The 19602-nt window shown below is 67.5% G+C and carries 19 protein-coding genes and 2 pseudogenes; 8 read left to right on the top strand and 13 right to left on the bottom strand.

Annotated features, from left to right (window positions below):
- Positions 1 to 108 precede the first annotated feature (108 nt).
- From IA22_RS0132250 to IA22_RS35710, 4 genes are all read left to right on the top strand, one after another.
- Positions 109 to 1236, top strand: a complete 1128-nt coding sequence (locus tag IA22_RS0132250) for an alpha/beta hydrolase (protein WP_078605675.1) — start codon at positions 109 to 111, stop codon at positions 1234 to 1236.
- 108 nt (positions 1237 to 1344) lie between these two features.
- Positions 1345 to 2610 carry an MFS transporter gene (locus tag IA22_RS0132245; protein WP_078605677.1) on the top strand — a complete coding sequence of 422 codons (1266 nt, stop codon included), beginning with the start codon at positions 1345 to 1347 and terminating at the stop codon, positions 2608 to 2610.
- Between the two features lie 123 nt (positions 2611 to 2733).
- On the top strand, positions 2734 to 3756 hold the full coding sequence (locus IA22_RS0132240) for a zinc-dependent alcohol dehydrogenase family protein (protein WP_030125679.1): 1023 nt from the start codon (positions 2734 to 2736) through the stop codon (positions 3754 to 3756).
- Positions 3757 to 3892: 136 nt separating this feature from the next.
- Positions 3893 to 4033: a hypothetical protein gene (locus tag IA22_RS35710; RefSeq protein ID WP_199818269.1), complete on the top strand. Its 141-nt coding sequence runs from the start codon at positions 3893 to 3895 to the stop codon at positions 4031 to 4033.
- Positions 4034 to 4299: 266 nt separating this feature from the next.
- Here IA22_RS35710 and IA22_RS35705 read toward each other — a convergent pair.
- From IA22_RS35705 to IA22_RS38375, 4 genes and pseudogenes are all read right to left on the bottom strand, one after another.
- Positions 4300 to 4398, bottom strand: a pseudogene (locus IA22_RS35705) (LexA family protein); the annotation flags it as partial.
- Positions 4399 to 4651: 253 nt separating this feature from the next.
- On the bottom strand, positions 4652 to 4813 hold the full coding sequence (locus IA22_RS38075; protein WP_106973279.1) for a DUF3732 domain-containing protein: 162 nt from the start codon (positions 4811 to 4813) through the stop codon (positions 4652 to 4654).
- A 19-nt stretch (positions 4814 to 4832) separates the two neighbouring features.
- Positions 4833 to 4979, bottom strand: a pseudogene (locus IA22_RS38380) (DUF3732 domain-containing protein); the annotation flags it as partial.
- Positions 4980 to 5416: 437 nt separating this feature from the next.
- A complete protein-coding gene (locus tag IA22_RS38375) occupies positions 5417 to 5677 on the bottom strand; it encodes a transposase (protein WP_106973278.1) in 261 nt (86 codons plus the stop codon).
- Positions 5678 to 6055: 378 nt separating this feature from the next.
- Here IA22_RS38375 and IA22_RS0132220 point away from each other — a divergent pair, with 378 nt between their 5' ends.
- The gene (locus tag IA22_RS0132220; RefSeq protein ID WP_030125676.1) at positions 6056 to 6631 is read left to right on the top strand and encodes a DUF6461 domain-containing protein; all 576 of its coding nucleotides are present in this window, start codon (positions 6056 to 6058) and stop codon (positions 6629 to 6631) included.
- A 28-nt stretch (positions 6632 to 6659) separates the two neighbouring features.
- Here the strand turns inward: IA22_RS0132220 and IA22_RS0132215 are convergent, their stop codons facing one another.
- Positions 6660 to 7925, bottom strand: a complete 1266-nt coding sequence (locus IA22_RS0132215; protein WP_234434671.1) for a hypothetical protein — start codon at positions 7923 to 7925, stop codon at positions 6660 to 6662.
- Positions 7926 to 8460: 535 nt separating this feature from the next.
- On the opposite strand from IA22_RS0132215, the gene IA22_RS37845 reads away from it, so the two are divergent.
- Both IA22_RS37845 and IA22_RS36910 read left to right on the top strand, forming a co-directional pair.
- The gene (locus IA22_RS37845; RefSeq protein WP_234434679.1) at positions 8461 to 8604 is read left to right on the top strand and encodes a helix-turn-helix domain-containing protein; all 144 of its coding nucleotides are present in this window, start codon (positions 8461 to 8463) and stop codon (positions 8602 to 8604) included.
- Positions 8605 to 8642: 38 nt separating this feature from the next.
- Positions 8643 to 9065, top strand: a complete 423-nt coding sequence (locus tag IA22_RS36910) for a hypothetical protein (RefSeq protein ID WP_157840959.1) — start codon at positions 8643 to 8645, stop codon at positions 9063 to 9065.
- A gap of 311 nt (positions 9066 to 9376) precedes the next feature.
- Here the strand turns inward: IA22_RS36910 and IA22_RS0132205 are convergent, their stop codons facing one another.
- From IA22_RS0132205 to IA22_RS0132180, 6 genes are all read right to left on the bottom strand, one after another.
- Positions 9377 to 9985: a hypothetical protein gene (locus IA22_RS0132205; RefSeq protein WP_030125674.1), complete on the bottom strand. Its 609-nt coding sequence runs from the start codon at positions 9983 to 9985 to the stop codon at positions 9377 to 9379.
- Entirely contained in the window at positions 9982 to 11229 is a 1248-nt protein-coding gene (locus IA22_RS0132200; protein WP_030125673.1) for a DUF7224 domain-containing protein, read from the bottom strand. The genes IA22_RS0132205 and IA22_RS0132200 overlap by 4 nt, the downstream gene beginning before the upstream one ends.
- Before the next feature lie 3 nt (positions 11230 to 11232).
- Positions 11233 to 11976 carry an ATP-binding cassette domain-containing protein gene (locus IA22_RS0132195; RefSeq protein ID WP_030125672.1) on the bottom strand — a complete coding sequence of 248 codons (744 nt, stop codon included), beginning with the start codon at positions 11974 to 11976 and terminating at the stop codon, positions 11233 to 11235.
- 90 nt (positions 11977 to 12066) lie between these two features.
- Positions 12067 to 12444 (bottom strand): hypothetical protein, encoded by a 378-nt coding sequence (locus IA22_RS34825; RefSeq protein WP_049799008.1) that lies wholly within the window; start codon positions 12442 to 12444, stop codon positions 12067 to 12069.
- 1098 nt (positions 12445 to 13542) lie between these two features.
- Positions 13543 to 14118 carry a hypothetical protein gene (locus IA22_RS0132185; RefSeq protein ID WP_030125670.1) on the bottom strand — a complete coding sequence of 192 codons (576 nt, stop codon included), beginning with the start codon at positions 14116 to 14118 and terminating at the stop codon, positions 13543 to 13545.
- Positions 14118 to 15668: a helix-turn-helix domain-containing protein gene (locus IA22_RS0132180; RefSeq protein ID WP_030125669.1), complete on the bottom strand. Its 1551-nt coding sequence runs from the start codon at positions 15666 to 15668 to the stop codon at positions 14118 to 14120. Before IA22_RS0132180 ends, IA22_RS0132185 begins: the two co-directional genes overlap by 1 nt.
- 184 nt (positions 15669 to 15852) lie before the next feature.
- Between IA22_RS0132180 and IA22_RS0132175 the strand changes: the two genes are divergently transcribed.
- A complete protein-coding gene (locus tag IA22_RS0132175) occupies positions 15853 to 18321 on the top strand; it encodes a DEAD/DEAH box helicase (protein WP_030125668.1) in 2469 nt (822 codons plus the stop codon).
- Positions 18322 to 18395: 74 nt separating this feature from the next.
- Here the strand turns inward: IA22_RS0132175 and IA22_RS0132170 are convergent, their stop codons facing one another.
- Together IA22_RS0132170 and IA22_RS35685 are read right to left on the bottom strand one after the other, a co-directional pair.
- Positions 18396 to 18533: a DUF6233 domain-containing protein gene (locus IA22_RS0132170; RefSeq protein ID WP_167337649.1), complete on the bottom strand. Its 138-nt coding sequence runs from the start codon at positions 18531 to 18533 to the stop codon at positions 18396 to 18398.
- 244 nt (positions 18534 to 18777) lie between these two features.
- Positions 18778 to 19602 (bottom strand): tetratricopeptide repeat protein (locus tag IA22_RS35685; protein WP_157840957.1); only part of this gene is annotated, 825 nt, incomplete at its 5' end.

Genomic DNA, 19602 nt, shown 5'->3' with positions numbered 1-19602 from the left:
CGCAGCCTGCCGCGCCTGACGCAGCTGCGGTCTCCTGGAATCGCGCCTCGGTCACGACACCACCAACCGTCGCGCCTTTACCTCCGCCGATCGAAATGAGGTCCCTTCATGGAACGCCGCAAAGCGCTCGGACTGATCGCCGCCACCGGAGCCACCGCCGCCGTCTCCTTCACCGCTCGGCCCTCCTTCGCTGCAGAGAGCGGCCACGCCGCGAGCGCCACCGGACAGGGCAAGGCCACGGCCAAGGCTGGCTACACGTTCGCGTTGGACAAGAACGTCAGGCGGACCTCGGTGCGGTTCAAGAACCGCTACGGCATCGAGGTCGCCGCAGACCTCTACGTGCCGAAGAATGTCAGGGGCAAGCTGCCCGCCCTGGTGGTCAGCGGCCCGTACGGCGCGGTCAAGGAACAGTCCTCGGGGCTCTACGCCAACGAGTTCGCCCGCCGCGGCTACGTCGCCCTCGCCTTCGACCCCTCCTTCACCGGGGAGAGTGGCGGCACGGTGCGCGATGTGGGCTCGCCCGACATATTCACCGAGGACTACAGCGCCGCCGTCGATTTCCTCGGCGTGCAGAAGATCGTCGACCGTGAGCGGATCGGCGCGCAGGCCATCTGCGGTCTGAGCGGTATGGCGCTCACCGCGGCGGCTACAGACAGCCGGATCAAGGCGGTCGCCACGTCCTCGATGTACGACATGTCGCGCAGCATGTCCCGCGGCCACGAGGACTACTACACGCGCGAACAGCGCCAGAAGGTCGTGGACTACCTCAGCCGGCAGCGCTGGATCGACGCCGAGAAGGGCACCTTCGCGCGGGGATCCCACGAGGTCCCCTTCGACGAGAACGGCAACGTCGCCCCTTCGAACCTCATTCTGCCCAAGGCCCTCCCGGCGGACGCCGACCCGGTCACGAAGATCTTCTTCGACTACTACCGCACCGAGCGCGGCTACCACCCGCGCTCGATCATCTCCACCACCGCGTGGACCGCGACCACGCCGATGTCGTTCTTCGCCTTCCCCCTGACGACGAACATCGAACTGTTGGCGCCCCGCAAGGCCCTCCTGGTGGCCGGCGCCGACGCGCACTCCCGCTACTACTCCGAGGACGTCCACGCGAAGGCCCCCGACGCCGCCGACCTCGTGATCGTCCCCGGCGCGGACCACGTCGACCTGTACGACCGCAAGGACCTCATCCCCTTCGACCGGCTCGACGAGTTCTTCACCAAGAACCTCGCCTGACCGTGAGTACCTCCGCAGGCGGCTTGCCCGCTTGCCTGCAACTTGGCGTGACCAGCTGCCACAACGCTGGCCTCCACCCCCGATTTCGACCAGCTGCGGAGTAGAAGAATGACTACGCGAGGAGACACCCTCCACGCCCCCGCCGAGCTGCGGAGCAGCAGCCACAAGCTACCGCCCGCCCGGCTTCCGCTCCTCGTATACGTGCTGGCCCTGGGCACGTTTCTGATGGGCACAACCGAGTTCGTGGTGGCGGGCCTGCTGCCGGAGATCGCCGCTGACGTGCAGGTCGGCGTGGCCCAGGCCGGACTGCTGATCACCGTCTTCGCGGTCGGGATGATCGTCGGCGCGCCGCTGATGGCGATGCTGACGCTGCGGCTGCCCGCGCGGCTGACGCTGATCCTGGCGCTGGGGATCTTCGCGGCCGGGCACGTCGTCGTCGCCCTCGGCTCCAGCTTCGCGCTGATCCTGGCCGCCCGGTTCGTGACCGCGTTGGCGACCGGCGCGTTCTGGGCGGTGGCCAACGTGGTGGCCTCCCGCGCCGCCGGCCCGGCCGCGAGCTCTCGCGCGCTGGGTGTCGTGGGCGCCGGTGCGATGCTCGCCAACGTCGTCGGTGTACCGCTGGGTGCGTTCGCCGGACAGGTGGTGGGCTGGCGGGGGCCGTTCTGGGCGCTCGCCGTCCTGGGAGCCGCCGCCATGGTGCTCATCGCCCGGAAGGTTCCGCGCGACACCGGCGGCTACCAGGCGGTCTCGGTCCGTTCCGAGCTGTCCGCTCTGCGCTCGGGCCGCCTGTGGCTCGCTCTTGCGGCCTGCGTGACCACCGCCGGCGGCGTGCTGTCTACGTACACCTACATCTCGCCGCTGCTGACCGACCGGGCGGGTCTGGCCGCCGGTCTGGTGCCGCTGGTTCTGGTCGGGTTCGGTGTCGGCGCCTTGGCAGGCTTCCTGGCGGGAGGCCGTCTCGGGGACCACCGTCCGTACCTGACGACCATCGCGGCCCCGGCGGTGACCACGGTCCTGCTACTGGGGCTCTGCCTGCTGTCCGGATACGCCGCGCCCACGATGGTGCTGGTCGCCCTGCTGGGGCTGTTCGGGCTCGGCGCCAACCCGGTGCTGATCTCCCTGGCCGTCCGCTTCGCAGGCAAGGCCCCCACCCTGGGCTCCGCCCTGACCGTCTCGGCCTTCAATCTCGGCACGGCCATCGGCTCCTGGATCGCCGGCCTCGCCCTCGAATCCCCTCTGGGCGCCACTGGTCCGGCCGCCGTCGGAACCGCCATCGCCGCTCTCACGCTGATCCCCACGATCGCCATCGCCCTCACCCAGCGCCACCGCCACGCGGCACCGGCGCACCGCCAAGGCGCACCCGAGGCGAATTAGTCCCTTCCAGCGGGCTCAATGGCGTGAGCCCTGCACATCGAGGAAGCCGCGGCCCCGCCGTGCCTTCCTGAACACGAACCGGCGCCCCAGGCGCCAGCACGACAGAGCAAAGGAGACCCCACGATGCGTGGAGTAGTGATGTACACCGCCGGCGACGTACGGGTGGAGGAGCGCGAGGATCCGAAGATCATCGAGCCGACCGACGCGATCGTGAAGCTGACGGCGACCTGTATCTGCGGCTCGGACCTGTGGCCGTATCGCGGCATCGAGCCCGCCGACCACCAAGTCATGGGACACGAGTACGTCGGCGTCGTCGAGGAGGTCGGCTCCGAGGTCAAGAACGTCAAGGTCGGCGACTTCGTCGTCGGGTCGTTCGTCATCTCCGACAACACCTGCGAGATCTGCCAGGCTGGCTTCCAGTCCAAGTGCGTGCACGCCGAGTTCGTCTCGCAGACCATCGGCACCCAGGCCGAGAAGGCCCGCATCCCGCACGCCGACGGCACCCTGGTCGCCACCCCCGGCCAGCCCGACCCCGAGCTGATCCCCGCCCTGCTCGCCGCCTCCGATGTCCTCGGCACCGGCTGGTACGCCGCCGTCGCCGCCCAGGCTGGACCCGGCAAAACCGTCGCGGTCGTCGGCGACGGCGCCGTCGGCCTGATGGCCGTCCTGGCCGCCAAACAGCTCGGTGCGGAACGCATCATCGCCATGTCCCGCCACCCGGAGCGCCAGAAGCTGGCCCGCTACTACGGCGCCACCGACATCGTGGAAGAGCGGGGCGAGGCAGGCGTCGCGAAGATCAAGGAGATGACGGGTGGCTACGGTGCGCACTCGGTCATCGAGGCGGTCGGCACCCAGGAGTCCTTCATGCAGGCCGTCGGCGCCACCCGCGGCGGCGGGCACCTCGGCTACGTTGGTGTCAACTACGACGTCCAGATCCCCGGCATCGAGCTGTTCTTCGCCGGCATCCACACCCTCGGCGGACCCGCCCCGGTACGCCGGTTCCTGCCCGACCTGATCCAGCTTATCTGGGACCGCACGATCAACCCAGGCAAGGTCTTCGACCTCACCCTGCCCCTCGAGCGGGCCCCCGAGGGCTACAAGGCGATGGACGAACGCCGCGCAACCAAGGTGCTCCTCACCCTCTGACGGTGCGGTCGGGCCTGTGGAGGCGGAGGACTGATCGCCGAGCACGTCAAGCACACGGTCAACCTGTTGCTGAACCGCTCCCGGATCCTGGCGGCTACGCGAAGATCGCGAGGCGTGGAAGAAGTTGGTACGAGCCGTGGGTGGACACCCGCGGCTCGTGTACCTCCCCGCCACGAAGGCGGAGCTGTTGCAGCGCCTTGACCAGCGCGAGGACGCCAACGCGCTCACCGTCACACCGGAGGCCCTGGACGACTTCCTCGCCCGCTCGGTCGGATAGCGGGCGGGCGGCCGACGTAGTGATGGGTGTTACTGATGGCCTCCATGTGGCCCCCTTGTTCATGATCTATCTGAGCAGCGACGCTATCCCGCGACGCAGCCAATGCGCACTGACATTCGATCCGAGACGCGGTCATCCGCGCGTCGGCGATCCCCTACCGGATCGGGTGATGGCGCCACACCTGTTGCACGCGGTAGCGTCGCCTTCACTGCCGCTGAGCTGCACCGATTCCTACCGGATCACGCTGCACAACAGTTGGCCCCGCTAGAAGCGACGATGTCGCCGTGGTCAGCGGATTCGGCCTTGCGTACGACGACGGTGTCGCCATCGCAGATGGCAGCGCCGAGCATGCTGTCCCCCACCACCGGAAACCGACGAGTTCGCCGAATCTTGGAGGGCACCGGACGGGAACCGATGGCAGACTGCGCCCGATCGCGTGCGGTTCACGTGCCCCAGGGGGTGTGCACTGGTTCAGCCGTGGGGACCTACTCTTTCGGCGAAGAGCACCGTGTCAGCGGTCACGTAACTCATTTCGCGCCCGCCGCCGCCGCTGCGGCGGCGGCGGCGGCGGGCGATGTGGTGGTGGCGGCGGGCGATGTGGTGGTGGTCGGCCACTCATCAGCTCTCTGGGGTCTCTGGCTCCATCCAAGTCGAGGGCACGAGTCCTGAGTCGTTGCCGTACCGCCAGCGCTCGACAACGTGCTGGCTGAAGGCTGGGTCGTCGAGGTCGGCGTGTTCCATGACGATGACCTGCATCTTGCCGACGAGTTGCTGCAACATGCGGTGTGGCCTTGTAAGTGTTCAGCAGATGCGTGCGATCGTTGGTTTGCAGGACTTCCTCGCCGGTCGGTTCTGCTGGGAAGTACACCTGCGACGGTTGGTCAAGGACCAAGATGCGGGGAACCGGGCTCTGGTGCCTGGCGAACCACTCATGGAGGCTGAGCAGAACCTAAGTCCATGACGCAAGGCTACTGGCGTCAGAGCCCCGTCGCTGCGCGGCGTTGCGGCAGGTGGCGAGATCACCGCACCATGCTCCATTCAACGGCTGGAGCACGCTCGCGAGTACCTGCGACGCCGGGGCGTCCGCCACACGATTCTCTCGACGGCGAGGATCATCTCGCGGGCTTCGTCGAGCTCATCAGTGACGTTGTCGGGTCCACGATGTTCCCGTTCCTGTCCGGCTGTGCCATCCGCCAGGTGAACTTGGTCTTCAGGTTGAGGGCCGTTCGGGAGAGGGCGTAGCGACCGCCCTGCTCATTCGTGTCGAGCGGGCGACGCCGAGGATGCTGCAGAGCCGCTTCACGCCGTAGCGGCGCTGATGGTCGGCGACACCATTGGAAGCGGTTCACCAGCGCGTCTCCCCGGCGAAATACTTGGCGGCCTTCAGCAGGATCTCGCGTTCCTCCTCCAGCTCGCGGACCTTCTTCCGCAGAGCTGCGTTCTCGGCCTCCAGCGGTGCCGGCGGCTGGGCCGGTTCTGCGTCCGGCGTCCCCGTGGACGGCTTGCTCCGGCAGCCCGGACCCAGTTCCGCAGCGTCTCCGGATTGATCCCCAGATCGGCGGCGACCGACCTGATCGTCGCATCGGGCCGCGACTCGTACAGCGCGACCGCGTCCGCGTTGAACTCCGGCGGGTAGTTCTTCATGACCACGAGATGTCCGTTCTCAGATCCTCAGGATCCAATGTCTCGTGTGTCCAACATCTGGGGTCAAGGCCCGAGCCCGATGAAGGTGGCGAGCCATCGCCCGATCCCGTCGGCGTCGAGAACCCACGGAGCGGCCGACCCAAGCGGTAAGGCGATGACAGTCACACCGAGTCCGACTCTGGAAGAACGACTCCGTTTACGTCGTCCTCTCACTGTGCAGGCAAATTGGCCTGTCACACAGCAGCCAGTCCACCCCCGGGCCCCCTTCGTGGCCACAGGGGGTGCCCCTGACGGTCCGTCCGCTCGCACAGAGGTGGCAGGACCGGATTACCCTGTCGTGGCAGGGTGCTGTCGGGGTGCTGAGGGAATGAAGTTGACGTGGACCGTTTGTCTGAGGTGCTGAGCAGTGAGTACTTCTGTGTGACGGCGGTCCGGGGGTTGCCCCAGCAGGACCTTCTTGACCGCTTGGAGATCGTGGTCCAGGGAGCTTTGCAGGAGTACCGGTTGGACAACGCGATCGAGCATCTGGGCTTCGATAGCTGGGGTGTCCGGATCTATGCGCCCGCCGATGCTGAGTGGATCTACCTGTTCGATGTGAACGGGCAGACGGGTGTCGCGCACATGGAGCCGGTGCTGCGGCGGCTGTCGCGGGGTACGGAGGCGATCAGTGTGTGGTCGCTTCTCGACTCCACCACGCATGTGAAACAGGCTCGCGATGGGGAGGTCATCGCGACGTGCAGCACGTGGCTGTTCGAGCCTGCGGCCGGGTCGGACCCCGACCGCCTCAATACAGCTCTGCGGCATGTCGGCTTCTTCCTGGAGGATGAGCCGGAGGGATTTGACGATGCCCGTGCTGCTCTGGAAGCGGTGGAGACTGAGTTCGGTCTTCGAGTGGAAGCCGGTGCTGTCAAGGGGCCGCTGCCCACCATTTTCGTGTCCTCACAGTTGAGCTGAACGATGGGCAGCGAATCTCACCTCGGGGTCAGGATGATGTGACCTTGAGCCAGAATCCGTCGTTGTCGGCCAGTCGAGCCGTTTGGACGAAATTGCCGTAGGCGCCGCCGGCATAGGAGTTAAGCGGTCCGGGGATATGCCCGCGGACACACTTCTCGTTTCCGGTCACGGTGCCGATGGGCGTGACGGTCTGCCAGTCAAAAGGCAGGTCACCAGTGCTGTTCTTGCGGACGGACGTCACCTGGGCGCATGCGTTGCCGTGGTCGACTCCGTTCAGTGCTCCGCTCTCGTAGGTGCCGGCGAAGGGGAACTCGTCGCATGAGTCCTGCTCAACAGCCGGATCCGGCGTGAATTTTCCCGTTCCGCATATCGCCTGCCGGTTCTTCTTCTGCTCCGACGCACTCTGGAGGCGGTGGAGCGGCTTGCCCGAGCTCCTCAGACCCCAGTGCCCGGAAAGGTTGATCTGGGCCCAGTTGATCATGTCAGCTGACGATCCGTACTGTGCTCTGGAGATGTTGAGCGTCGGTGTGAACCAGGGGACGACGCAGCCTGAGGTGTTACCGACCGACAGCTGGTCGTCGCACCGTACCTCGGCGTCCCAGGTTGAGGGGGGCGTGATCTCGGTGGCGCCAGCAGCGTCGAAGTTGAGCGTGTAGTCCACGTCGAGGAAGTCGTACTTTTTCGTCGGGACGTCGGCGACCTTGTAGGTCTTTTTCAGAAGCTGGCCGACCTTGACCGGCTGCTTGGAGAACACGGCTGTCGTCGCGGGGCTGCAGGTGGCAGCACATTTGGTCGTCCACGTGGCGGTCAGCGCCGGGAGTTTCGGGCTGGCCTCCAGCATGACGAGCTGGTCTGTCTCGGTCCACTCCAGGCTGGTGGCGGACAGGTCCATCTGTTGGGCGATGGCGAAGAGCGCCGTTGCGACGATCGTGCCGTCCTTGTCACGCAGGGTGTAGCGGACATCAGGGTCGATCTGGCACTGGGAGAGGCGCAATGCCCACCAGCTGCCATTCTCGTTGCCCGTGCAGTCGTTCACCGGCAGGGGTACCGCGGCAGCACCGGTGGCTGCTGAGCGCTGCCGGGCCTCGGTTTCGGACACCTCGGTGATACAGCCGTAGAGGCCCGTGCTGCCTGCCGCCTTGTGCCGCGCGGCGGCCTCCGCACAGTTGCTCTTCTCCGCCCCGGCTCTCCCACCCGGAAAGCGTTCCGGCTCGGCATTGGAGGGGGCAGAAACCCGGTCGTTCACCGGCTCTGACTGGGAGTATGCCGGTACGCCGAGCGCGAGCAGGCCCACAGTGAGAGCGCCGACAAAAACACTTCTGAGCACGTTAGCCCTTTCCGAACGCCTGGTGACGTTCAGTCATGAGCCTGTCACGGTGACGCCGAGTCGAGCGAGGGCCTTTCGAAACGCGGCGGGCGCCTCAGTCGGATCTTCGGCGGAAACACGCCCCGCCTCAGCTTGCCAAGATGAGGCCCTCGTGGCCACGGAGCCGTCCGGCACGGCCCGATGTCCCGGGCTCTCGTGGCAACCCTCCGATGTGACGTCCTTGAGATGGTCACCAGCGAATGGCGCATGACGGTGAGCTCTGGCCTAACGAGCTCGTGCACGGTAAGCGGTGGGACGTCGAGCGCGGATCGGCGATCATGGCTGCGTGGTGGGGAACGTTACGCGCAGAGCGATCATCAGCGACCGGAAGATTACTGGCTTATCGGCCGCTGTGATTGCTGAACTTGTTGCTGAGGTGGGCCCGTTGTGGCATGAGCGGCACCAGGCCAGGCTTGCGTCCAGGCAGCGGAAGCGTGCGGTGGGCGCTGGTGCGAAGCACCGCATGGTGTTCGTCGACCGGCTCCTGGCCACGCTGGTGCACCTTCGTCATGGGGTTACTCATGATGTGCTGGTCTGCTGGTTCGGTGTGGACCGCTCGACCGTCGGCGCTCGATTCCTCAGGAGGGTCAGCCGGGGCGCCTGGTAGCGGGGCGGCTCGCGGAGCTCGCGACCGACGTGCGGCCGTTGCTGGAACAGACCGCCCGGGCCGGAACCACCACCACATGGACGGCGATCCGCAAGCGTCTGCCCGCTCTCATGAATCTGCATCGCGATGACGAGAGCGTCCTGCTGTGGCTCGTCAACGACGACCGAGACCAGAGCGAGCCGCTGCTGTCAGACCTGGTAACGGTCGGCGACCGCCAGATGCATCCCCGGTTCCCCACCATCGCGGAACAACTCGGTGTTTCTGCCGGACGTTCTTCCACACAGGAACGCTCCACCTGGAACTACGAGGTACTGAAAGCACACCAGCACTGGCGCCACCGGCGCCGATGCCAGGCCAGGACAAACAGGGTAGGCACGTGGCTACACGGTAAGCGCCGACCTCGTCGATGCGTCGGCGGCGGGGACGAATCGGACCGCAACGCGCTAAAGAGTGCCCAGTGAGGGGGGCTGCTGGTTGCAGCATGCCACCCAGATGAAGCGTATAGGTGAGCTCAGGGTCCTCAGCACAGCACCGGGTGCCGATCTCAGTAGTGTGCTCTCGGCTGGATATGCCCTGCCCATCTGGGGGCCGATGTGGGGTGGATGGACACCGTCGCGTGCGCATCGACGCCCTGGCAGCGGAAATCAAGGAGAGCGCCTGATCCGCCGCTGGGATTCACAACGTTCCATCCGTTGAGTATTCGGGCTTCGCTCATGGAGCTCACCGGCGTCGTCCTTGCTGGCTCTTCGCGCCTCCGCTGCGGCATGGCCGGTCAGGCAGTTGCCGGTCGCGACGCAGCGCCTCGAGGCGGGAGAAGTGTCGTTGCCACGATTCCTGCGGTGAGCAGGAGCAGGGAGGCCGTGGCGGCGATAGGGGAGCTCGCTTCGTGCAGTGGCCAGGTCCAGGGGAAGGGACGTCCTCCAGGGCCGAGGCCGATGAGTGCACAGGTAATGGGCACGAAGGCGACGGTCAGGGGGCCGTACACGTGGCCGGCGAGATATTGGACGATGAGCCCGGTGCCCAGGTATCCGAGGAGATTCCTTGCCGCGGCGAGGGACATGGGTGAGTCCGCCGCGTAGGCGGCGCCAAGGCCGAGGATGGTGGCCAGCAGGGCGGCTGCTGTCAGCATGCCGATCTGGTATCGGGCTACGGGGCGGACCGCGGTGGTGTCGTAGAGGCGTGGAACCCGGTTGAGCGCGTAGAGAGTGAAGGCCGCGGGGATGGCGGGCAGCACGAGGGCTACGGGAATTCCCGCGCTCATTCCGGCAAGCAGGGAGGGGATCGGCAGGGCGGATCCGCCCAGGAGCGGTACCAGCAGCATGGTGACGGTGAGCAGTGCTGTGGCGAGGGGTGTGGCGTGTGCGCGGTGCCACCAGTTCACGATGTGGCTGCCTTGGTGTAGGAGGCGGGGGCCAGGTCGGGCAGGATTTTGCAGTCGTGGACGGAACGCATGTTGCGTTCGTACCAGGCGTGCTGGGCTTGTGTGGGCAGGGCGCGGATCTGCTCGGCGAGGCTGATCGCTTCGAGGGGCCAGCGCTGGGCGAGGTCGCTCTTGGGGACGCCGCCGGTGAGGGAGAGCCAGGCGTATATGGCGATCATGGCTTCGTCGCCGGGATAGGCGGCGCCCTGGCGCAGGGCGCACGGGGGTGCTTCGTTGGGCAGTGGGCTGGTGGCGATGTTCGAGGCGACGTTGGTCTTGTCGGGCTGGGGGTCTCCGAACTCGACCTGCCGGGCGGGGGTGACGCCGACGGCGGACAGTTGGGCGGTGGTTTCCTCGGCCCAGTGGCTGATGTCTGCCCGTCGGGTGTTCTGCTCGGGCCACAGGCAGATCTGTGGGTTCTGTCCTGTGCAGGTGCGCAGTGCGGTGTCGCGGGCCTGAGTGCCCTGGAAGTCGAGGGGAACGGCCAGGGTGAGCGCCACGGTGGTGGCCACGGTGAACCCGGTCAGTGACAGCAGGGGGCGCCAGAGGCGGTGGCTGAGCGCTGAGCTGAGGACGACGGCCGCCACGATCGCGAGGGAGAAGGTGACGGTGGCTGCCAGACTGCGGATGGAGGGGTCCTGGTCCAGCCCGCAGCACTCGGTTACGCCTTGTCCGTTGAGGTGGCGCAGCCAGGGAAGGCCACCCAGGGCCGCCGGCCAGAATCCCCAGAGGTATCCGAAGATCAGCATGGTGGCGGCGCCGAGAAGTCTGGGCATGCGGGCGCCGACGAACCAGCCCAGAGCGATGTGGGCCAGGACCACGCTGTAGGAGACGGCAAGGATCGCCGGGTTCGGGAGACCGGGGGTGGAGGCCACCGACGTCACGATGACGGCGAAGGGTGCGATCATCGCGATCAGGCCAAGTACGGCGACGGGGCCGAGATGCAGGACCGCCACGCTGAGCGACCCGCGGGCCGGGGCCAGCACCGTGATCCCGCCCTGTCTGAGCCGGGCTGCCTCCCAGGCCGCTCCCGCCCCGCACGCGGCGCTGATGAAGCCGACGACGATGGTGGTCTGCGAGCTGATGGAAGGCCAGTAGGCAATGGTGGACTCGGTGTTCTGGGCGCTGAACCACACCAGTACGGGAACCAGGACCAAGGCGGCCCACGCTGCGGGGCCCGAACGCAGAAGTGTCGAGATACGCACGGTTCAGACCTCCCCTCGGACCAGGCCGCGATACGCGCTCTCCGCACGCCGCTCGTGCGGGGTGCCGGCGGGGGCGGTGGAGAAGAAGTCGCTCACCGGCCCTCGGAACACCGGCCGGCCCCGGTCGAAGACGATGACGGTCTCGTAGATGTCGGCGAGGTCTTCGGTCTGGTGCGTGGAGACGATGAAGTGCACCGAGCCGCTCAGTTCGGCCAGCAGGTCCCGGAAGACACCGCGCTGGACCGGGTCGAGTCCTGCGGTGGGCTCGTCCAGGAGAACGATCTCGGCCTGGTGCACCAGAGTCTGCGCGATCCCCAGGCGGCGGAGTTGCCCGCCGGACAGCTCATGGCTCTTGCGCTGGCCCAGCTCCGTAAGACGGACCCTGTCCAGCGCGGTGGCCGAGCGGTCCCATGCCTCGCGCTTGGACAGGCCTTTCAGCCAGCCCACGTACGCGGCCTGCTCCCGCACGGTCAGGGCAGGGATGGCCTTCACTTCCTGCGGCAGCCAGCCCACCTTCTGCCGGAAAGCCCGACGGTCCCGCCGCCGGACACTGTCCAGGCGTCCCAGCGTGACGCGCCCCGACACGGGGGTCAGGGAGGACGCCCCCAGCGAAAGCAGTGTCGACTTCCCCGCCCCGTTCGGGCCGAGCAGGACAGTGCACCCTTGCGGGAGGTCCATCGTCAGGCCGTCGAGCACAGGAGTGCCGGCCCGGTAGGCAAAGGAACAGTCCGTGTAGTGCAGTGACACGCAAAACCCCAGGTGAGTGATGACTACAGGCCCAGACGGCGTTGCGGGGTGTGTGGTTGCAACCACACACCCCGCAACGTCGCAAACCGGTCAGTAGCGCACAGTGACCGTGGAGACGCTGAGATAGGCGGACACGGAGTCCTGCCCGTTCAGGCTCGAGTAGTTGAAGTAGTACTTGCCCGCAGCCTTGTCGCCGAAGCTCGACGTGTCGCAGTAGTTGTTGTCCCTGTTGACAACGGTGTCGGGCAGGCCGGAGCGCTCCTTCTTCAGCTGAAGGCCCGCATAGGTGAACCGGCCGTTGTCCACGGAGCACCCGGAGAACTTGACGCTGGTCGAGACACTGTCGGTGTTGCCGTCCGTCCAGTGGTTCGACTCCTTCCCCGGCAGCCACCCGCTGATGGAGCTGGTGTACCCCCCCTGCGCGAACGCCGGCGCGATTCCCAGCACTCCGACGACCGCGGTGCTCATCGCGACAGCTGCAATCCGAGACGTACGCATAGATCCCCCTCATCGCACCCAGCCGGTCAGCCCGGTGCGTATCGATGTCGTTCGCAAATCGCATCGTGACCGTAAGCCAACGCACTGCACCCACACCAGAAAATTTGTTCGAGAACGGCGCTCTCGGCGGATACACGCTCCGTGACCGACACCTGAGATCCCAACGCGGCAAAGATCAACACACCCCCTCAGAGCCCCGCACTGTCGGTGACCGGTTCGACTGACCTCCGCCTCCCCCGGACCGCTCCGCTTAGGAGCGGCCAAGCGGCCTGCGGAAGGCATGCCATCAGATACAGAAGTGACCGTTCGACGATGCGCATGGGACATGCGCTGCATTCCGCCTCGCAGTCCACTCAGTGCGCTGATGCCCCATCAGCCACTGAAAGGGGACTCCCGTCCTCCACATGCCTAGCACTCCCCCACTGCCATGAACAGCACTCTCAGTAGTCACTCCAGCACCACTCCGGGCCGTGAAGTTGCCTGAAAAAAGATCCGCAGTTGGCCGAGACACTCGGCCTGGACCAGCGCACCTCTTCCAGGTTGCGACGCGACCTCATGTCGGCTGAACCCGCCAACCTGACAGATCACCAGCCCCCACCGTCCACGGTGACCCGCAGAGTCGACTGCAAGTGTCATCCGAGGTGCGACTGGGCCCCCACACCGAAGGCGGGCACGTCGGCCACGGCCATGTCCGGCGCATCCATACGTACCGCAGCGGGTGGGGCCACCCGCCGCGGTCCTGGACACGTCGCCGCTGATCTCCGCCCGCCGCAACCCGACCCGGCCTTCGGGCTCGCCGACCACCTCACCCCGGCTGGCACCGGCCACCCCTGGACAGGCACCCGCATCACGCGTTCCGGAACGGCCGCACCCCTGGGGCAGGTCCTCGTCGACCCCCGTTTCGCGGGGTGGTCCTGCCGACCAGCCATAGACGGCCAATGGTGTCGTAGCGGCCCGGGAGCAGGGCCTGGGCAGTGCAGGAAACTGGTGAAGCCGCCGACGAGTGCTTCGACGCATGCGCGTCGGGGTGAAGCTTCAATGCCGGAAGAGCAAACGTCTTCGCTGCTCTCAGGCGGCCCAGCCGATGGAGGAGACGTTGCTGTATGCGTCGTACTCGGAGCCGAGGTCCTCGATGATGTCGTCCCAGACGGCGTCGAGTTCCTCGTAGTCGTCGTTCATCCATGCGTCGACGGCGCGATCCCACACGCCACGGACGTTGAGGCTGCGGCTGGACAGGTCGCGCTGGTGCCGCCCCTCGACGCGGGTCTGGTCGACGGGGTTGATCTCGACACGCGTTCCGCGACCGTGGTTGTTGAGCCGCTTCTTGAAGTCTGCGGCCACGTTGCGGCGCCGCAGGTCCCAGTACGCGGCATCCAACCTCGACCGGTTCGCCTTGCTCGGGATCCGCTCCTCAGCAAGCCAGGCCATCAGGGTTCGGGGTGAGACGTGGATGCCGGCGCGGTCCATCGCCTCGTACCCGGCATCAGTCTTGGTCAGGTAGTTCAGGCGGGCGGCAAGGCCGCGCTCGCTCTCCACAGACGAGGCGATGCCGGTCACCATGCGCTCGATCGCGACGCCCAGCGCGTCCGCTCCGGGCAGGCCCCGGGCATTGAGCGCACCAAGGTCCATCCAGCGCCCGGCCATCAGCGGTCCACCGAGCCGACCGTGCCGACGGTGTACTCACCGGTGGCCTTGCCCTCGCCGTGCTTGACCTTCATCTGCGACACGCCCCGGCCCTCCGGGAACACCTTGCGCCAGTCGCCCGTCAAGTGGAGTTCGTCGGTGCCCATCATCGCGACGACATCGAGACCAGCCTGACTGGCCTTGTAGGCCTTGCCCCAGAGGTTGGCGTAGGCCTGGGAGTGGATGATGTGCATCCAGTCGGGGCGCACCATCTCCCGGTTGTGGATCGACTCCCCCATCGTGCTGATGAACTTGGAGTACATGGCTTTGACGTACTCCAGCGTCAGGGTGTCGTTGTTCTCGATCGCCTCGTCCCGAGCAGCCGACAACAGCTTGCGCAGCGCGTCCAGAAAGTTCTCCGTCGCACCCGAGGTCCACGACTCGTGGATCACCGGCGCGTCCGTCAGCCCGTACTTCGGGCCGGAGAGGCGTTGCAGGAGGCGGAGTGTGGCGTTAGTGACCCACAGGGCGCCGGGCTCGTCCCGGTCGCCGATCGGGTCCGGCAGATGCGGGTGGGCCCATTCCCCCGGGGTGATCAGGTGGACGCCGGAACGCTTCGGGTCGACCCCGTCGGTTCCGGTGCTGTGCTCAAGTTTTCCGATGGGGAGCCAGCACTTGAGCGCGGAGAGATAGGCGGCGTTCACGTCGAGCGCGGTGACCTTGACGTCCCCGGGGACCTTCAGGGAGTAGCCGGGGTGGTGGAACTTGGGGCGGGCCTCCCAGATCTGGTCAGGGTCCTTCTTGGACGGCTTCTTCAGGACGTCCGGCACGGCGGGGTAGGCGGTGTAGTCGTAACGGGCCGTCGCGCGGGTCTCGTTGAACAGGTGCATCACATCGGGGATCGCCCGCTTGATCAGTGCCTTCAGCGCCGCTTCCTCGTCGCCTCCGGCTCGCTCGGCCTCGTCCTGGACAGCGCGGGTGATCAGGGCGGTGGTGTCGGCCTGGGCGCGGGCCGCACTGCGGGCGCGGCGCTCCGGCCGGCTCGGCACGGGGGCCGGGGTCGGTGAGACAGGCGCCGGTGTGGTGGCTGCGGGCGCGGCCGGGGCGGGCGGTGTGGTCTGCGGGGCGGCGGGGTCTGCGGGCTGGCACATCGCACCGGAGTGCAGCGGGCGGCCGTCGGTGGACTGGTAGGTCGTCTCGATGCCGCAGCGGATGCAGGGGCCGGGGTCGCCCTCGATCGCGCGCCCGTCCGGACCACGCAGCGTCTCCGGGGCGGCAGTGAACGCAGCCGGGACAGAGGCAGGGGCCGGGACGGGTGCCGAGTCGGGCGGGTAGATCTCGGCCAACCCCTTCAGCAGGCGCAGGTAGGGCAGACGGGCGGGTGGGGCCGGCTCCGAGTGGCCCGTCTCCCAGTTGGCGACCGTGGAGCGTCCGACGTCGCAGGTCTCGGCGACCTGGGCGCGGGAGAGCTTCGCGGCTTCCCGCAGTCTCAGACGTTCGGCCGGGGGTGGGATCGACGCGTTCAGACGTGCCTCTTCGAGCAGCGCTTCCACACTGAGCTTTTCCGTCATACCCCGAACCCTAGCGTAGTTGGACGAGTTTTAGCGCAAGTTTAGACGTTGGTTAAACGCTGGTTGGACGTATGGGTTACGGTCACCCTCAGGACAACGAAACGGCGAGACTGCGGGCAACACCTCGCGCCGTCCGGTGCTCCGGAGAAACCGCTGGTCGTGAGGGAGTGAGGGAGTGGTGGGTATGCAGGGGATCTCGCTTCGGCCGCATCAGGTCGAGGCCGTGGACTCGATCATCGAGGGCCTGACCCTCCCCCTCGATGGCACGGTGCCCGCTTGGGGGCAGCGCGGGCAGGTCCACATGTCCACCGGATCAGGCAAGACCATCACGGCGGCCGTCGCCGCGCTGCGGATGGTCCCCCGGGGCGTGGTCGGCGTCCTGGTCCCGACCCTGGATCTCCTCACTCAGACCGTGGAAGCCTGGCGGGCCGTCGGCCACACCGCCCCGGCCATCGCGGTGTGCAGTCTGGGCGCTGATCCGCTGCTGGAAGCGCTGAATGTGCGGTGCACGACCAACCCGACCCAACTCGCCCTGTGGGCCGGGGCGCAGGACGGTCCGCTGCTGGTGTTCGCGACGTACGCCAGCCTGTCGCCGCAGGGGCTGGACGACGACCAGGGCGACGAGGAGACCGGCGCCGCCCCGGGCGCCCTGGAACGCGCACTGCGCGGCTCCTACGGCCAGACCATGCGCCCCTTCGACCTCCTGGTGGTCGACGAGGCCCACAGAACTTCAGGTGATCTCGGCAAGGCGTGGGCGGCTGTCCATGACCAGCACCGGGTGCCCGCCGCGCGGCGGTTGTACATGACGGCCACGCCCCGGTTGTGGGAGGCAGCCCCCGGGAGTGCCGGCGCGGACGAGACCGGCGGGCGCCTGGTCGCCTCGATGGACGACGAGACGTTGTACGGGCCGGTGCTGTTCGAGTTCGGGCTGATGGAAAGCGTCGAGCGCGGCGTCCTGGCCCGGTTCGAGATCGACGTCCTGGAGATCCGCGACCCGCAGGCCCCAGGACCGGACGCGTCGCCAGAGGAGCGGCGCGGGCGGCGCCTCGCCGCGCTCCAGGAAGCACTGCTCAAGCACGCCGACGAGTCAGGGGTGCGCTCGTTCATGACGTTCCACGCCCGAACCCTGGACGCCATGAGTTTTGCCCGCGCTCTTCCGGAGACGGCGGCGGAACTCCAGGCCACCGACCCCGTCACCTACCCCGGGCGGGTCAGTGCGGAATGGCTGTCCGGCGAACACCCCGCCGCGCACCGCCGTGCGGTCCTGGGCAGGTTCGCGGACGGGATCGACGCGGACGGATGGGTCACCGACCTCGGTGTCCTATCCAGCTGCCGAGTGCTCGGTGAAGGCGTCGACATCCGTGGAAAGCGCGGCGTCGGCGCGGTCGTGTTCGCCGACACCCGCAGTTCGCCCGTGGACATCGTTCAGGTCATCGGGCGGGGCCTGCGCCAGGACCCTGGGGAGGGCAAGGTGTCCCGGATCGTCGTGCCGGTGTTCCTGGAGCCCGGAGAGGACCCGTCCGACATGATGGCGTCCTCCAGCTACCGGCCCCTGGTAGCCGTGCTCCAGGGCCTGCGGGCCCATGATGAGCGGGTCATCGAGCGCATGACGCTGGGCACCACCACGGCCCGGGGGAAGGCGACGTCCGTCGTCGCGCTCGATCCCGTCCGGGAAGAGGGCGACGACGGCGACGGCCAGGAGGACGACGTCGACGAGGACCAGGAGCACGGGCCCGACATCGAGACGGCGGCCGGAACCAAGGACAGCACCGAGGACGACGCGGCAGGAATCGGCGCCGGGCACGAGAGCGGTACCGAGGACGACGCAGCCGAGGAGGAACACCCGGGCAGCGGAGTCCCGTTGCTGCGGTTCTCCCTCCCCCGCGACCCCGGGACCATCGCCCTCTTCCTGCGGACCCGCATCCTGCACCCCGACTCCGAAATCTGGCTCACCGGCTACAACGCCCTGCGCCACTGGACGCGCGAACACGGAAGCGCGGAGGTGCCGCTGGACGCGTCGGTGGAGCTCGGCGAGGACCGCATCCCCTATGCGCTGGGCGCATGGGTCAGCGAGCAGCGCCGCGCCTTCCGGCTCGGCACGCTGAAGGCATGGCGGGCCGATCTTTTGAACGAGCTCGGGATGGTGTGGTCGGTCGCGGACGCCGGGTTCTGGCGCAACCTCACCGCGGCCCGCGCCTACCACGCGGTGCACGGCACCCTCGCGGCGCCGAAGGACGCCTTGGTCGAGGGGGTGGCGGTGGGACAGTGGCTGGCCAATCTCCGCAAGGCCGGCGGCCTCGGCAAGGACGAGGTCCGGGCAGGGGAACGGCGGGCGGCGCTGGAGGCGATCGACCCGGAGTGGCACCCCGGCTGGTCCGTCGAGTGGCAGCGCCACTACGCCACCGCACGCGCCCTCCTAGCCGAGGAGGGCGGACTCACCGAGGTCCTGCCCGGTGTCCTCGTCCACGGCTGCGACGTCGGCACATGGGTGCTCCGGCAGCGCGACGCTGCCACGTGGACCGTGGTCGTCGACGGCGAGGAACACCCCGTCAAGCTCGGTGTATTTCTCACGAATTCCAAGACCAGGCGGGCCAAGCTGGCGGCTGAAAAACTGGCCGTGCTCGCAGCCCTCGGACTGGACTGGGCAGCCTGACCACATGACAACGGCGCCCCGGCCCCGGATCTCCTCCCCGGGGGTGGGGGGCCGTCGTCGTGGAGCCCTGCCGGTCAGCTCAGGAGTCCGGTGTGCGGTCGGCAGACCTCGCACGGCTCGATGTCGGGCTCTGCGAGCGCGACCATGGCGTCCTCGCAGAGGCGCTCGGTCTGTTCGGGGGTGTAGCCGGGGCTGTCCGGCTTCTGCGGCACGTAGTCGCTGTGTAGCTTCGTCGCGGACCTTAGCCAGCATTGCCCCAGCATGATCATCGCGTCGCGAGGAGAGGCGCAGCCCAGGGCGGCCTGCCTCGCGCCGACGGCGAGCAGAGATTCGGCTCACGGTCTACACAGGAATCAGGAGGTGGTGTGCTGGTAGTCAGCCGCTTCCCCCGAGGATTGATGATGATCCCGCTGTGCGGTTTGCCGGTTGCCGAGCCGCGCAGCTGATGTGGCGCGGTCAGGCACGCCGACGGAACCAGCCACGTCCCCTTTTCTGCTCGATGCCGTCGTCTGAAGCCGACGGCGGCATGGTATCGCGACGGCCTGCGTGAGAGCGGGCCGCTCCGACCCGCTTCTTTAATGCCCGGGCCTCTGCATGACGTCCCACACTGTTGTAAAGGTCGGTGAGTGTGTCGAGCATGTCCAAAGTCGCCGGATCATCGTGTCCCAGGACACGCGAATAGGCATCAGCAACCCGCTCGCCCAGACTTACCGCTTCCTGATCACGCCCCACCACGCTGTACGAGAGAGCGAGACTGCAGAGCGTCTCCAGGGTCTCGGGGTCTTCGGGCCCCAGGACGCGGGCGCGGACTTCTGCTACCCACAACTTCATTTCCAGCGCTTCCTGTTCCCGATCCAGCAGGTCGTAGGCCAGGGCGAGGGTGTAAAAGCTGTCGATGGTGTCGGGGGCTTCGGGGCCCAGCGCCTGGAAGCGTCCTTGGGCAGCGCGCTTTGCCGCGTCGGATGCGTCCTGGCCCCGTCCCAATGCACTGTAGGCAATGGCAAGGAGGTGGAGGACGTCGAGAGCCTCAGGATCGTGGGGATCCAGGACACGGGCTTGTACACGGGCGACCCGCTCCCACACCTCGACCGCCTCCTGAACGCGTCCGAGCGAGGAGTAGTCGAGGGCAAGGACATCGAGCGCCTTGAGGGTGGCAGGATCTTCGGGGCCCAGCACGCGAGAACGGGCCTCGGCCACTCGTTCCCTCAGGTCCAGAGCCTCTTGTTCACGGTCCAGCTGTTCGTACGTGAAGGTCAGTGCGTGGAGGGTATCGAGGGTGGC

This window comes from Kitasatospora papulosa, from assembly GCF_000717245.1.
GTDB classification, from domain to species: domain Bacteria; phylum Actinomycetota; class Actinomycetes; order Streptomycetales; family Streptomycetaceae; genus Streptomyces; species Streptomyces papulosus.
The sequence above is the reverse complement of the archived record's forward strand: the minus strand, read 5'-3'. Positions and strand labels throughout refer to the sequence as shown.